We start from the raw sequence: 15,552 nt of genomic DNA, 5'->3' as shown, positions 1-15,552 counted from the left end.
GCCAAGTGGACCCGGCGCTGAAGGAGAAGGCGTTGACGCTCAGCCTGGAGAAGCGGGGAGACTAGGGTCCAACGCCGGCGGTGGAATGCTTCGCGGCGGAGTCGCGGATAAGCACCGCAAGTTCGGGAAGGCGTCGTTTGCCTCTGCCTCACATACCACACCGTAGATGGGTGGCCCATAATCCCTAGAATCGGGGGGGCATTTCTACTCGTGGTTAACAATTCCCGTTCTCCGAATCCCTCTCTTCGAACCGCTAGACAGTTGTCCGCCGAGGGGGTACGATAAAACGAAATTGATGAGTTGTCGGGTCGCCCGTGGGCTTCATGGGACCTGTCAGGCTGCCAACCAACAGGTCGGGAAGTCTCGCGGTCGAGGAAGATTCTTCAAGAGAGTCCTTTTTTGCAAAGGAGCATGCCGGGTGGTCAAGTTGATTTTGCGTGAGAGTGAGTCGATTCAGGAAGCAGTGCGGCGGTTTCGAAAGTTGGTCGAACGGGCGGGAATCAAGCGAGAAATGCGGCGTCGTGAATACTACGAAAAGCCGAGTGAAATCCGTCGTCGTGCCCGTCTGCGTGCGGAACGGCGAGCAAGACGCGCCCGTCTCATGATGACTCGTTAACCGCACTGCGTCCGGAACCTCCCGGACCGCCCGGCCTTACAATCTAAAAGCAGTGCGCTTTATCTTCCCGCTTCTCTCTTGCAAGCGGAGAGTTGTGTTCTTTTGTGCGCATCCGTTGCTTCCCTTCGCGCGGAATTTTTTACGCGCTCGGCGTTTTAGCGAGGCGTACCGGCAACGCGGCGGTATTCTCTGGAGACGGAGGCCTCGTTCTTCGCTAAACTGATTTTGAACGGCAGGCCGCGATGCCCCGCAGAGCAGGGTACGCTCCCTCACGTGACGTTCCGTGTCTCCTTGGTTTTTGTAATCATCCTGTTTCCAGGGCGCCCGTATGAGGTCCCTTCGCGTCAGGTCGGAATTGCACAACGGCAAAGCAATCGCTCATTGGATGCTCGGCGTTTTTTGTTCTGAATTCGTCCTTTGCTGCGCCGCTGCGACGCCGGTCTTTGCAGAAACCGGACCGAGGCCGGACGACCCTCACTCTCGTGTCGTCCTGGCCAATTTGACGCCGGAAATGCAAACGTTCCTAATCACTTCGTCCGGCGCGACCGGGGAGGATGTGGAAAATGAATTGACGGTCGCGCTGGAACCGAATCGCACGATGGTCTTGCGGTTTCCGACACCGGATGGGCGCCGACAAGGACCGCACGTCCAACTTAGGACCGCCGCACAATCCGAATCCATCGACCGCCGACTTATCGGGTCCGATTTGATTTGGGTTTCGAACTCTTCTTTGGAGGAACCGCCGGCAAGCCTCGCCGCGTGGACAAATCGCGATCACACCCCGACCGAAGAGGAAAGTAATGCCCTTTTGGACGGCGCGGGATTCACCGCGTTTCCCGGTTTCTCGGCTTGGGGAGTGACGGATTGGACGACACGACGTTCCGTCGTCCAGACGATTCCCGTGGCCGTTTACGTCGACGAAGAGCAGACGGCCTCACAGCAACTTTGGGTCACCCGACTGCGAAGACGAATCGAAGCGGCGAACGAAGTCTTTCGGAAAACCTGTGGAATCGAGTTCCGCATTCAAGAGACCGGGACTTGGTTGAGTGAGAATTCTCTCAAGAAGCTTGAGGACGGTTTGGACGATTTCGCGGCCAAAATTGAACCGCGCGAAGCGTATTTGGCGATTGGATACAGCAGTCAGTTCGGTGCCGAACCGATCGGCGGACACCTGGGGGTATCGCGCGGGATTTTGGCCAAACATATCTTGATCGCCGACACGGGCGTCAGGATGGGCGAGGCGGATCATCTCGACGTCCTGATTCACGAGCTAGGTCACTACCTCGGCGCCGTCCACGTTGCCGGCAACCAAACCGTCATGTTTCCCAAGACACGCCCCGACTTGGTGCGAGGCAAGCGCTTTCAGGTGGGCTTTGATCCGCTCAACACGCTGATCCTCAACTGCACGGCGGAGGAATTGTTGCAAGGAAGACGCAGCGCCGCCGAGTTTTCGCTGGAAACGATGCAAGCCTTGCAAGGAGCGTACCGTATTGCGGCATCGCTTCCCCAAGCGGACGCCACGGCACGGCAGGCCTTAGCTCTGGTGTCGCAAGCGAACGACCGGTCCGATTCACCTTCGAGGGGCAGGCACTTGCCGGGTACGGATTCATCAGAGTCGGAGGACCTCGACGGAACCCGTGGCTCGCAGACTCTGTCGCCGACTGTCGAGGCCGCCCGCTTCATCATCCGCGGAATCGTGGCCGACTTGGCATCTCAGTCCGAAGCAGGGAACGCCCCGAGGGCGGCACCGGCGCGAATTGCCGGTGTGACCGATTCGGACGCCCGTTTCGAGTGGACGATACGGCAGGCGGCGCGCGGCGCCCAACGACTACCGGAGAGCAAGCGGCCGCACGCCGTCGCGGGATTCTTGATCGCCGTGGGCGTGCTGGCGGATTCCACGGATTTGCTGCTCGATCAGCCCGTCGTGGGCGTCGTGTGGCGCAGCGTGGAATCCCGTGCCGAGCGTGCACGCCGCATCGAACTTTTGGGACGCGTGACGATTCAAGGACGCGAAGACTGGGCGCAGCACTTCGCCGTGTCGATGGCCCTGGTGGAATTGACGGGAGCAGGGCCGGCGAAAAGTCTGGGCTTGATGAAGGAATGGCGCGACAGCCAAGGGCAATCCGGATTCAGCTTCGCCGATTTGGCGGCAGACTACTCGGGCGTACGACTGGCCGACGCCTTGAAGCGTAACATCATTTCGCTTGAGACCTTGGAACGCGATTTCACGGTTGCCGAGCTTGTGCCCCAACTTGCGACCTTTCCCGAGGGCATTACCGCGAGAGATTTGCAAGCCGACTTCGGCGGCTTGACGGGTCGGCAATTCTCGCAAATGCTGGAGCGAATCGAAACTGCCATCGACGAGACCCCGGTTTGGACTCGTCCGACTGCCGGCGCGTCGAAATAGTGATCTTAGCGACGATCGCGCATCGTCCGGCGAAATGGATGGGCGTCGCACAACTGCAATTCCCAACGTCCCCCTGGAATGCCTGCGGTCGGGACGACGTCGCAAGACGTCGGCGTTCGCGGAAAGTGGAAAACCTCCCTCCCTTTGGACCGAAAGCCTCGCCTCCATGATGCGTCCGACGCCAATGTCTCCGCCGTTCGTGCGAATTTTTGCCGGTTTCCTCGTTCTGCTCGCCTTCGGCGTGGCGCGCGGCGAGGAGCTTTGCCGGATCGAAGTAATTGATGAAGAAGGTTGGCCGGTCCCGCTCGTGGAATTGCGAACCGTGCATCAAGTTCGCTTCGTGACGGATAACGCGGGAATCATCGCGTTCGACCTGCCCGAGTTGATGAACCGCGAAGTCTGGTTCGACGTGATCGGCCACGGCTACGAAGTCCCCGCGGACGGGTTCGGAAACCGTGGGGTGCGACTGACGCCGCAGCCTAGCACTTCGTTGCGGGTCACCGTACGCCGGACGTTGCCCGCCAGACGCCTGGGAAGATTGACGGGAGCCGGGCGATTGGCGGAAAGCCGTCGCTTGGGGCTCGTCGTGGATGACCCGGAGACCGGCATCCTGGGATGCGACAGCGTGCAGAACGCAGTTTATCGGGGCAAGCTCTTCTGGTTCTGGGGAGACACCAACTTAGCCCATTACCCCTTGGGCATTTTCCAGACCACCGGCGCCACAACGGACATCATGCCCGGGAAAGTGGACGCACCTCCAATATCGGTGTCGTACGAGGTATTTCGCGATACCGCCGGGCGTCCCCGGGGCGTGGCCCCGATGCCGGGCGAGGGGCCGACCTGGATCAGCGGCGTGGTGTGCCTCCGCGATCGCGAGGGGCAGGAGCACTTGGGCTGCGCCTACGCCAAGATTCGCCCACCCTTGGAGGCCTACCGCTGGGGGTTGGCCCTCTGGAACGACGCGCGGCAGAAGTTCGAGTCGGTACGAATCCTTTGGGAGAAGGCCGAAGAGAAATCACCGCAACCGCCGCCGCTACCGCAAGGTCACGCCGTTTTCTGGGAGGATGAAGCGAACAGCAAATGGGTGCTGTTCGGGGATCCCTTTCCCTCGTTGCGGTGTCCCGCGACGTTCGAGGCGTGGCAGGATCCAAGCCAATGGGAGACCCTGGAATCGCCGCAGTTCCTTTGGGACGCGGAGCACCGTAACAAAGTGGTGCCGCATCGCGGCGCGATCGCGTGGCATCCTTGGCGGGGACGTTGGGTCGCGGTGTTCACGCAGCAGTTCGGCAAGCCATCCGCTTTCGGCGAATTGTGGTATGCCGAAGCGAGCCGCCCAACCGGTCCGTGGGGCAAGGCCGTCAAGATCGTCACTCACGACAATTACACGTTCTACAACCCGGCAATTCATCCGGAATTCACGCCGGAGGGGTCGCCATCCTTGTTCTTCGAAGCCACTTACACGCGGCAATTCGCCGACCATGCCTCCGCCACTCCGCGGTACGATTACAATCAGATTCTCTATCGCCTGGACCTCGACGACCCGCGTCTGGCTCCGGCCCGGGAGTCGATCGCCGAGTGAATCGTCATCGAGCCGAGGCTCGGCTTCATATTCCGTTTTGGAAAGTTATGGCGCCGCCGTCGTTCGAGATTCTTCATGAATGCGAGGCTTGCCTGGCGGTCAACAAGCCCGCCGGCATCCTCACCCAAGGTCCGCCGCACATTCCGGCTTTGGATAAGGCGGTTCGCGCCTACCTTGCCGCGAGCAAACAAGACGTCGGGACGGTTTACCTTGGCGTTCCCCATCGCCTCGACCGTCCCGTGACGGGAGCCATTGTTTTCACACGTCATGCGCGAGCGACCCGCCGTTTGACGGAACAATTCCAGGGGCGCATGGTTCGCAAGATCTATTGGGCATGTGTGGAAGGTCGTCTGAAACCCGGTCACGGCGTTCTGCGAGATTTCGTTCGCAAGGTGCCCGACGAACCGCGTGCGGAAATCGTGCCGCCGGACCATCCCGAGGCGCGAGCGGCGATCCTGAACTACCGCGTGATCGGCCGGACGGCATGGGGGGACGCCCTGGAGATCGAACTCGAGACGGGACGCATGCACCAGATTCGTTTGCAACTGGCCTCTCGCGGGCATCCCATCTTGGGAGACTTGTCCTACGGCGGCACCACGAACCTGGACGACGCCAATTCGGACCCGCGACTCCGCCCGATCGCCCTGCACGCCCGATCGCTCTCGTACTTGCAACCCATGACTTACGAACCAATCCAAGTGACGGCGCCCTTGCCGAAGATTTGGGAGCAAGCGGGCCTGGCGGGGGCATTCGCCAACCTCTCGTAGAGTCCCGCGTCTTCGCGTATCATCAAGTCAGCAGCGATTTCCTCGCGAAACTGATATTCGGCACCTTTTTTTCCTGTTCAAGTCCGGCGACCGTGTCCGGATCCCACCATCGCGACATGATTGTAATCATCGACAATTACGACTCCTTCACGTACAACCTGGTCCAGCGTCTGGGCGAGATCGACGCCTCGCTACCCATGACCGTGTACCGAAACGACGCCGTCAGCGTGGACGAGGTCGAAGCGGCACGCCCGGATCGTTTGATCGTGTCGCCCGGGCCGTGCACTCCCAACGAAGCGGGAATATCCGTGGAGTGCATTCGGCGGTTCAGCGGGCGCATTCCCATCTTGGGCGTTTGCCTGGGGCATCAGTCCATCGGGCAAGCCTTCGGGGCCGAGATCGTCCGCGCCCCCCGTCTGATGCACGGAAAGACCGATCAAATCCATCACGACGGTCGCACGCCGTTCGTGGGATTGGAAAACCCCTTCACGGCGACGCGGTATCACAGCCTGATCATCGCTCCCGAAACGCTGAGCGACGAGTTCATCGTATCGGCTTGGTCGAATCTGCCCGACGGCGGTCGCGAGATCATGGCGATTCGACATCGCAAGTGGCCGATCTTCGGGCTACAGTTCCACCCGGAGAGTTTCCTTACGGAGTGCGGCACCGAAATGCTGCGGCAATTTCTTGAGGTTGGCTGACCCTGCGTCGCAAACCGTGGGCCGGCAAGGAGGTCCGGAAACGCTCCCCCCATTTCAACCACAATGCCGATTCAAGGCATTTCCTATGTGCGCAGCGAGCCCCAAAGGACCGCCACTCGATCGACCACCGACGGCAAAAGCCGACTCGGCGTCGCACGACAACGACCGAGGGTGCGGCGTGGGTGAGGCGGACGTCCGGCGGGCGGGACGAACCACGGTCGTTTTGGCCGTGCTGGGCGCCGGCTTAATGTGGGCCGCTCATCCTCCCCTGCAATGGTCCCCCATCGCGTGGATCGCCCTGTGGCCCTGGTTTGCTCTCATTGAAGCAAGGCGGTCCTTCAATCGGCGCGACTATGCCGTGCTCTACGGAGGAGGACTGCTTTTTTGGTTGGCCGCTCTGCATTGGCTTCGACTCCCCTATTGGGCCACCGCCTTTGGATGGGTCGCGCTTTCGGCCTATTTGGCCGTTTACATCCCGCTTTTCGTCGGATTCACGCGAACGGCGATTCGCAGTTGGCGTTTGCCTTTGCCGGTAGCGGCCGCCCTCATTTGGATGGGCCTTGAAGTCTGCCGCGGGAATCTTCTGACCGGTTTCGGCATGGCAAACCTCGCGCACACGCAATACCGGTGGATTCCCTTGATTCAAAGTGCGGACCTCTTCGGCGATTACGGCGTGGGGGGTTTGATCGTCGCCGTGTCCGCTTGCTTTTACGGGGTCGTTCCGTGGAACCGCATCGCCCCATGGCTTGGCCGACCGATTTTCGACTCGATTTCGATGCCGAACGCGGAATCGGTCGGTCCCTTAGGAAAGTGTTGGCAACGCCGTCTGTTCGGCCTGGGATGCGGGGTCGTTATTCTCGCGGCGGTCTTGATGTACGGACGCCGGCGCCTCGATGCGCTCGGGCCATGGCCGACCGACGGTGCCGTCAAAGTCGCCTTGATCCAAGGTTCGGAGGACATCCGCCTGAACGACGGGCCGGAAAAGATGGGACGCATTCATCGGCACTATCTGAGCCTGTCGCAAGACGTTGCGCGATCCCATCGCGATATCGACGTGATGATTTGGCCCGAGACGGTGTACGGCGGTTTTTTGTACGAGAGCGAGCCTGACGCGGCGTTGCCCCCTTCCGATGAATTAGGCGGCATGAGCGAAGCCGACTTCCGCGCCGCGCTGGCATCGGCGGTCCGAGAAAGCCGCAACGCCATGGAACGATTGGCGGCCAACCTGCGGACCGGGTTGATCCTGGGCGTGGAGACGCAGTTCTTCGGCAAGACCGGTCGGGAATTCTACAACTCGGCAGCCTTCATCGCCAAGGAACCGGCGCGGCATGGCGCCGATGATACGGCCCGCCACGACGAAACCGACGGTTCGACCGGCGTGATAAGCGGCGAATTCCGTTATCGTTACGCCGGACGATTCGACAAGATGCATCTGGTGATGTTCGGCGAATACGTGCCGTTCGCCGACCGCCTGCCCTGGATACAGGGAATCACGCCGTTGAGTCGCGGCACCACGCCGGGGCGGGAGGCCGCCGTGTTTGCCGTCCGGGGTCTGCGGTTCTGCCCGAATATCTGTTTCGAAAGCGCCGTGCCTCAGGCCGTCGGAAACCAAGTGCGGCAATTGAGGGCCCGCGGTCTGGAACCGGACGTCTTGGTCAATCTCACCAATGACGGTTGGTTTTGGGGATCCAGCGAGTTGGACATGCATTTGGTTTGCGGAGTCTTCCGCGGCCTGGAGCACCGAAAACCGTTTCTCATCGCGGCCAACACGGGATTCTCGGCGGTGATCGATCCCGCCGGACGAATCTTGCAACAGGGTCCGCGGCGCGCCCCCGGGCCGCTGGTCGCGGAAGTCGCCGGGTCACCGCTGCACGCCGTTTACAGCGATTGGGGGCCAGTTTTCAACACGCTGTGGGTCGGCCTGACGCTTCTGCTCGGTCTGTCGCCGCCGGTCATTCGCACCGTCCGCCGTTCATTGCTCCGCCGCATCGCTTGAACCCGTCGCATCCCCGGCGACCGGCGACTCGGTCGTTCCGTCCGTCCCCTCCGCCGGCGATGAAACAGCTACCCAAAGGCTCCAGTCCTCCTCGTCCGCCGACGATCGGGCAAGCAATTCGTCCACGGCGATAGAAACCAAGATTTCGTCGCTCACTGCGTTTCTTTCAAGGCCGGAATCGGCCTGACGGTTACGTCCCTCCCGCCTGGGAGTCGTCGGAGCATTCGGCGCGGCGGATCGCTCCGGCGGAGTCGGTCGTTCGCCGGGGTCTTTGCCCTGCTCACTTGAACCGGCGGGAACGCTTTCCGATTGCTGCGGCACGGTCCCACCGCTGCCCGGTCCGGTGAATAACATGTACCTCGTCGGCGTCAGGCCGCCGCCCCCGCCGGACCCAATGAGCGGTTGAAACGACCGTGACGCCGTCCCGCCCGCCGGATTGGCCGGATTGCCGGAGACATTGCCCGCCGGATCAGGCAACCCGGCGAAATCGGCTTCCCGGTAGGCGCTACCCGGCGCTACCGCGGCGCGCGGATCGATGAAGATCAGGCGGACTTCCACCACCGCGGATAGCCCGTTCGCGCTCTCCTCCGTGGCGCGGAAACGCAGAACCGAGGGGAAATCCTCCGAGAAGACTTCGGGAATCTGCCATTCCAAAAGCCCCGTCTCGGCGTCGAGCAAGGCACCGTCCGGCAAGGGCGACTCGGCGGAGTAACGAATCGCAGCGGTCGGAATGTCGGGGTCTTGGGCTGACAATTGAAGTCGTAGCGTATCGCCGGGAAACACGGTCAAAGTCGGCACGGATTGCCAAACCGGGGGCAAATCGACCTCGTCCACGTGAATGCGAAGCGTGATTCGATCCGTCAGCAAGGCCGGGTCGGACCATGATTCTCGATCCCCAACCTCGACCTCCACTTCCACCGTACTGCCGCCGAAGGTTTCACCCGGTAGCCAATGCAACGCCCCGGTGACGGGATCGATGCTCATGCCCTCGGGCACATCTCCCAACAAACGGTAACGAAGGGAATTGGAGGGCAAGTCGGAATCGTGGGCGCTCAGCACCAAGTCGAGCGATTCCCCTTCCTGAATCGTTTGGTCGGCCACGGGATCCAAGACGGGCGGCGTGTTCACTTCCGAAACGACGACCTGGAAACTGCTGCGTCCCGCCGCCCCCTGGGAATCGCGAACCTCCACCGTCACGGTATATGTGCCCGGTCCCGAGGCCTCGTTCGTAGTCCAGGTGAGCGCTCCCGTGCTCTCGTCGACCGTCATGCCCGTCGGCCCGGAGACCAAGTAAAAGCGGTACGGCCCGTAGGTCGGATCGCCGTTGGTGCCGAGGGTGAAGGCCACGGTCTCCCCCTCGTTGATCGGGATGCTCAGCCCGGGAATTCCCGTAACTTGTGGCGGCGTTCGCACCTGGGCCGTGAACGTATGATCGGCGGTATTTCCCGCCGCGTCCGTGGCGCGGATGGTGATCGTCTGCATACCGGCCTGCCCCGTCGTGGGCGACCAATTCACGACGCCCGTCTGCGAGTGGACGGTCAAACCCGCCGGGGCCGAGACGACCGCGTATCGCACTCCGCCGCTCGCCTCTTCCGCGGTTTGCACGTCGTAGCTCAGATTTTGTCCTACGGCCACAGCCGCGGGCGGGGACGAGGTCACGACGGGGGGAGTTTTGTCGATAGTGAAGTTGTAGGCCGATCCGGCAGGCCCGTTGAGCGTCGTCGTCGAGTGGAAATTACCGACGTTCACAGGGATGTCGGTAAGGGTTTGCCGAACCGTGACAGTGTGCGTGCCCTCGCTCAGAGCGCCGAAAGACTCCGGCACCTCGAGCGTGATATCCGAGAATGCCGCCGCTGCCTGCACGACCTCTTGCCCATCGATCAGCAGCGTGACGTCCGCCCCCGGAACCACGCCCAAGACGTTGAAGCGGAGGGCGGCGCCGGGACTGTTATCGCGATTGGTAATGCCGTCGCTGCTGCTGAGGCCGGTATCCGTCCCGGAAGACAAGAAAACCGTTTGCGGGGCGGGCGGCGTGATGTACACCGGCACGATCTGCGAGTCCCACACGTCTCGGCCCGAGAAATATCCGCTGGGATTTTGGGCTCGCACATCGACATAGATTCCGGCGACGCCGTAAGATCCTGCCGCCGCCGTGATTGTGACGGTTCCCGTCGCGGAGTCGACGTTCACCGTAAGCGGCGAGGAATCGCCCGCGGCGGAGGCGGCGTAGTAAATGGCACCCCCGTCCACGTCTTGAGCGGGGATCTGAAACGTGGCCGATCCTCCCGAGGATACCACAATCGGGTCGATCGGCAGGAGATAGGGATAGTTGTCCACCGTGTCCGGCAGAACGGTCACCGTGAAAGTTCGCGAAAACTCACCGCCGTTGCCGTCGCGCACCGTCACCGTCACTTGCGTTTGGCCGGTCATGCCCTCCGGGGCGATCAGTCGCAAGACGGCGTTTTCTTGATCTTGAAAGACGGTCGCTTGAGTGATTTCAACGGGCGTCGTCGGCTTGCTCGATGCGTCGACGGGCACCTGTTCGATTGCGTGGCGGACCGCCTCGCCCTCGGTCAGGAATCCGAACACGGTGTGATTGAAGTCCAGATGTCGCGTCGGTCCCGCCGTGATATAGAACTGCGAATCGTTCGAGTCGTCGATGCTCTTGGCCATGGCCAAGATGCCGCCGCCGGTGTGCTGCAACAGGGGAGAAAACTCGTCGTCGAAGGTCGTACCGCTGCCGCCGCTCCCGGTCGCCGTGGGGTCGCCGGTCTGGATGACGAAGTCGTTGATGACGCGGTGAAACAGGAGTCCGTCGTAAAATCCCTGCTGCGCCAACTCAATGATTCGGGAAGTAGTGTTGGGAACCAAGTCCTCGAAGAGTTGGAATACCATGTCGCCGTAATTCGCGACGCTCAAGCGAAGGCTGCGATTGGCTTGAGAAACCACCGGCGTCACCACTCCGGCATTCGACACGCTGACTTCGTAGGTCAAGGCGTCGCCGTCGGGATCGAAGCCATCGAGCGCCACGTGGAGCGGTGCACCGTCATAGACCACGACATCGGGGATCGCCGCCAGCGTCGGGGGCTGATTACCGCTCAGCAGGAGTCGCGGTTCCAGGGCCTCGAGGATTGCCCGCCGAAATCGCCGCCGGCGCGATCCCTTGAGCCTGACTCGACCGGAAACCGGGGTAGATCGGTTCGTCCGCGGAATAGGATGCATTGGCACGACGTTTTCGTGAAGTTGACGGCCGAACAATGGTGCTTGACTTTGGACGCGATTGGGGCGCAAAGAGTTTCTTAGCAAATCTCATTCCGGAAGTCCGGTTGCAGCGACGCCTCGGCCTAACTACGCCGGCGGACGCTTGCGACCTATCTGATTGTAGGACACACCGTGGGCAGTCCCGGATTTCAGCGGTAACCACTATGGGCCGTCACCAGGTACGGCCCTTCCAAAACTTCGCTTGCAACCCCGGCAGAAGCACGCTTCGGCCATGACCGGACACCGACGCCCGAACGACCGGGCCCCGTGGTACTTTGTCGAAGCCGATGTTGCGGTTTTGAAACATTTCGATCGGGCGGGGATTTGGTTCAGGGCATGCTCTCACTCCGACCGCAAGGGCGACGATACGCAAGTGCCACGGTCGGTTGGCGGATCCGGTACCGGCGCAGTAACCCTGACCGGGCAAAAGGTGTATGCTAACACAAGGCGGAAGGCACGCACTTCCGATCCCGGACAGGCGAAAAGGTGTTCGGAAACCGAAAAAGATATTTCCGGCCTCAGCGAGGACAAAGAAGTATTCACTCCGACAAGAAGCGGCTTGCCGCATCGAATAGCTGTCGGCCGATTCGCGATCGTCCGCGCGGCCGACTACTGCGGAAAAACGTCAACGGGAGGAAAACCATGAATCACCGTCGAGTTACCGCCGGATTGCTCGTCTTCGCGCTGACTTCGGTCGCACTCGCGGCGGCACGGGGGGGCGCGGCGGAAACGTCGCAGGCCCCATTTCCTCGGGCGGCCAAGGTTTTCCCCAAGGACAGCGTGGTGTTCGTCTCTATTCCCAGCGTCCCCGCATTGAAGAAGGCGTTCCTCGAATCCTCGGCAGGTCGCATGTTGCAAGACCCGCAATTGGCTCCCTTTCTGAGCGACTTCTGGGGAGGCCTGCTTCAAGCGGGAGCGGAATTTGAAAACGAAGTAGGACTTTCCATTCCCGCCATGCTGGCGATCCCTCAAGGCGAACTATCTTTCGCTATTGTGGCCAACTCCACGAAGTCCCCATCCTTCCTCTTCATGCTGGATGCCGGTGAGAAAATAGAGGATTTGCGCAAGCTCGTGAACCGCGCGCAGCAAGCCGCCACAGAGAATGGAGCGGCAGTATCCCGATCCACTGCGGCGGGAATAGACATTACCCAGTTTAAAGATCCCGACACGCCGGAAGACAGTACCGACAACGGTATCTCTTTCTTCCTCTCCGAATCCACGCTTTTCGCGGGAAACGATCCTGCGGTTGTGAGGGCCTTGGCCGAGCGGATCGGGGGCGAATCCTCGGACGAAGTCTTGGCCGACAATCCAAAATTCCAGCGACTCTTGCAGGAATGCCGACAGGCCTCCCAAGGGACTTTGCATCTGGTGGTCTTCGCCGACCCCATCCAATTGATGGAGGGTATCGCCGTCGCGCAGCCTTCCGCGGGATTCGCCCTCGCGGTTCTGCCTGTGCTGGGGTTGGACGGCCTGAACTCCCTGGGGATGGCGATGAGCGCGGATGTGGCGGCATGGGACTCGATCTCCGAAATCCACGTCTTCATGGACAATCCGCGTACGGGCGTGCTGGACGTCCCCGCCCTCAAGAAGGGGGAGGCGATTCCCGAAGCGTTTGTACCCGGTTCCGTGATCCGCTATGCGACGCTTTACATCGACCTGCCGACCACCCTTTCCCGCGTAGAAAAGCTTTTCGACGGCTTTCGCGGTGAGGGAGCCCTCCGTCGCGCTGTGGTTCAGCGGATCGAACGCAATTTGGGTTTGAACCTCACGGAAGAAGTGCTGCCCATCACCAGCGGTCGCGTCAGCTTGGTTACATGGTTCGAGCAACCGGTCCGCATCAACAGTCGGGCATCGGCCCTGATCTTGCACGTTTCGGACCCCGCCGCCGCGTCGATCTTGGTGGAAAAAGTGGCCGAAAAACTGGGCGACCGCATGGAGCGGAAGAGTCTTGGTACCAGGGAATACTACGAGATTACCCGTCGCCGCCCGGAGAACCTTCCCCCGCAAGTGCGGTTTACGAACCCCTGCGTGGCGATTTTGGAAGACACGGTCGTGGTGACCGACAGCGCTACTTTACTGGGCGAAATGTTCGCCATGCTCGACAACCCCGACCAATCGCTTCGGGACACGCTGGAATTCAAGTTGACGCTGGGCAAGGTGCGGCAGCTCGCCGGATCAAGTGAGGTTGCGATGATGGCTTACGGTCGCCCCGAGGAGGGAATCCGCGCCTTGTACGAGAGCGCCCGGAGCGAGGAAGGACGACAAGCCTTGCGTCAGGCCGCGGAGTTTAACCCGCCGGCCAAGGCCTTTCTGGAAGCTTTGGAAAAGCACGAGCTACCGCCGTTCGACGTCTTGGCGAAGTACTTCGCCCCTCAGGGTGTCTTGCTGATCGACGACGGCACCGGTTGGCATCTCATCAACTTCGCCTTGCGAAAGAAGTTCAAATAGATCGTCGATCGAACACGCTCGCGGCGGCATCCCGACTCGATCCGAAAACCAGAGTGTGTCACGCACTCGTCTGCATTTCGTTGATACCCGTGGAAGAGTCGTTCGGATGGCGTTTCGACAACAGAAACGAGACGAGCATCCCCACGCCCAAGATCACGGCGGTACCCAGAACCGTGACCAAGAAGGCATGAAACGGGCTGCGAAATCGACTCCACGCCGCAGGCCACCAATCGCTCGAAGACAGGACCATCCAGGCGATCGCCGCCAAGCCCACGGCAACCGCGATAGCCCCGCTGCGGTTGTCGGCCTTGCGGCTGATTCGACCCAGCAAGAACAGCCCCACGATGCCGCCGCTCAAGACGCTGGAAAGCGTCCACCAGACATCCAGCACGCTTTCGGTCAAGCGAACCAGCGCCAGCGCCGTTGCGATGCCGAGGATCCCCCATGCCGTGGTCGCCGCCCGAAGGACGAAGACCAAACGCGGATCTTGGGCGTTTGGATCGAGAAAGCGGCGATAGAAATCGGTCATGACCAGCGTTGCCGACGAGTTGAGCGAGGTCGATACCGTACTCATCGCGGCGGCGAAAACCGCGGCGATCAACAGTCCCGTCACTCCCGGCGGCAGGTGCTTGGCGATGAAGTGCGGAAAGACCCGATCTCCGATGTCGCGTGACTCCAAGCCCTCCGCGACTTGCCGCACGCGTTCGTCAAAGCGCCGAGCCTGCGGCGAGGAGTTTGCCTCGTCGGTCGGCGGGCGGATGCCCTGCTGAAGCAAACGCTGTCGGGCGACGATCTGCTTGACCTCCGGGATTTCGCCGGGACGCGACTGATACAAGTAGAACAACGAAGTTCCAATCATGAAAAAAAGGGCGCTCACGGGAAGATAGAGCAATCCCCCTAGCCACAATCCGGCCTTGGCTTCTTTTTCGTTCCGGGCGGCGATATACCGCTGGATATAGCTCTGGTCGATGCCGAAGTTTTTCAGATTCTCCACGATCCCGTAGGCCAGCACGACCCAAAAAGTGGCTTGGGATACGACCAGCGGATTCATGCTTCCCAAAGACAGCTTGCCGTCTCGGGCGGCTTGGGATAGCATTTCGGTCGGCCCATGCGGCAGTCGCGACCAAATCACGGCCAAGGCGAAAACGGCCCCGACCAGGAGGACCACGGCCTGAATGGCGTCCGCCCAGATCACGGCACGAATCCCGCCCATCAGGCTGTATCCCACCACGCACGCTCCCGTAACCAGGATGACGGCCCGAATGTCCCAACCAAAGATGACGGCCATCGGCAGGGCCATGAGATACAGAACGATCCCGATCCTGGCGAGTTGGAACAGCAGATAAAAAGCGCCGGCATACACCCGGGCCCATGTTCCAAAGCGTTTTTCCAAAAGCGCGTAGGCCGAGACCTCGCCGTATTTTCGGTAGTAAGGTAGAAACCACCGAACCGCGATCCACGTCGTGATCGGCACGGCCAGCGAAAACACGAAGGGATTCCAGTCGGCGGCAAAGGATTTGCCGGGAAGCGCCAGATAGCTGATGCTGCTCAAGTAGGTGGCGAAGATCGACAATCCGCACAGCAGGCCGGACATCGAACGATCCCCGGCAGTGAAGCCCTCGCTCGAACGGGCCTTGCCTCGCAGCGCGAACCCCAGGGCCGTCATCGCCGCGAAATAGGCCGCCAACACGACCCAGTCCAAAAAGTAGAAATGGGCGTTCATGTCGCCTTGCTCGGATTTGTCCGGACGAAGCCCGCGCAATTGTGCGGGAGCGGC

General features: G+C 61.2%; 9 protein-coding genes. 7 read left to right on the top strand and 2 right to left on the bottom strand.

Annotated features, from left to right (window positions below; genetic code table 11):
- Nucleotides 1-418: 418 nt before the first annotated feature.
- The 6 genes from rpsU (at nucleotide 419) to lnt (ending at nucleotide 8,066) form a co-directional block, all read left to right on the top strand.
- Complete coding sequence (gene rpsU / locus ACYQ6J_RS09885; RefSeq protein ID WP_460184016.1) at nucleotides 419-616, top strand: 30S ribosomal protein S21; 198 nt, start codon at nucleotides 419-421, stop codon at nucleotides 614-616.
- 511 nt (nucleotides 617-1,127) lie between these two features.
- Nucleotides 1,128-3,023, top strand: a complete 1,896-nt coding sequence (locus ACYQ6J_RS09880; RefSeq protein ID WP_460184015.1) for a hypothetical protein — start codon at nucleotides 1,128-1,130, stop codon at nucleotides 3,021-3,023.
- A gap of 166 nt (nucleotides 3,024-3,189) precedes the next feature.
- The gene (locus tag ACYQ6J_RS09875) at nucleotides 3,190-4,602 is read left to right on the top strand and encodes a hypothetical protein (RefSeq protein WP_460184014.1); all 1,413 of its coding nucleotides are present in this window, start codon (nucleotides 3,190-3,192) and stop codon (nucleotides 4,600-4,602) included.
- Nucleotides 4,599-5,369 (top strand): RluA family pseudouridine synthase, encoded by a 771-nt coding sequence (locus ACYQ6J_RS09870; protein WP_460184013.1) that lies wholly within the window; start codon nucleotides 4,599-4,601, stop codon nucleotides 5,367-5,369. Before ACYQ6J_RS09875 ends, ACYQ6J_RS09870 begins: the two co-directional genes overlap by 4 nt.
- Nucleotides 5,370-5,485: 116 nt before the next feature.
- Nucleotides 5,486-6,070 carry an anthranilate synthase component II gene (locus ACYQ6J_RS09865; protein WP_460184012.1) on the top strand — a complete coding sequence of 195 codons (585 nt, stop codon included), beginning with the start codon at nucleotides 5,486-5,488 and terminating at the stop codon, nucleotides 6,068-6,070.
- 178 nt (nucleotides 6,071-6,248) lie between these two features.
- A complete protein-coding gene (lnt, locus tag ACYQ6J_RS09860) occupies nucleotides 6,249-8,066 on the top strand; it encodes an apolipoprotein N-acyltransferase (protein WP_460184011.1) in 1,818 nt (605 codons plus the stop codon).
- Here lnt and ACYQ6J_RS09855 read toward each other — a convergent pair.
- Nucleotides 8,043-11,288, bottom strand: a complete 3,246-nt coding sequence (locus ACYQ6J_RS09855) for a peptidylprolyl isomerase (RefSeq protein ID WP_460185540.1) — start codon at nucleotides 11,286-11,288, stop codon at nucleotides 8,043-8,045. The two genes, lnt and ACYQ6J_RS09855, sit on opposite strands and share 24 nt — an antisense overlap.
- A 681-nt stretch (nucleotides 11,289-11,969) precedes the next feature.
- Here ACYQ6J_RS09855 and ACYQ6J_RS09850 point away from each other — a divergent pair.
- Complete coding sequence (locus ACYQ6J_RS09850) at nucleotides 11,970-13,775, top strand: hypothetical protein (protein ID WP_460184010.1); 1,806 nt, start codon at nucleotides 11,970-11,972, stop codon at nucleotides 13,773-13,775.
- 58 nt (nucleotides 13,776-13,833) lie between these two features.
- On the opposite strand, the gene ACYQ6J_RS09845 is transcribed toward ACYQ6J_RS09850, so the two are convergent.
- Nucleotides 13,834-15,498, bottom strand: a complete 1,665-nt coding sequence (locus tag ACYQ6J_RS09845; protein ID WP_460184009.1) for a sodium:solute symporter family protein — start codon at nucleotides 15,496-15,498, stop codon at nucleotides 13,834-13,836.
- Nucleotides 15,499-15,552: the final 54 nt, after the last annotated feature.

It is taken from the genome of Thermopirellula anaerolimosa, assembly GCF_054657335.1.
This window is presented reverse-complemented; position numbering and strand designations above follow the sequence as displayed.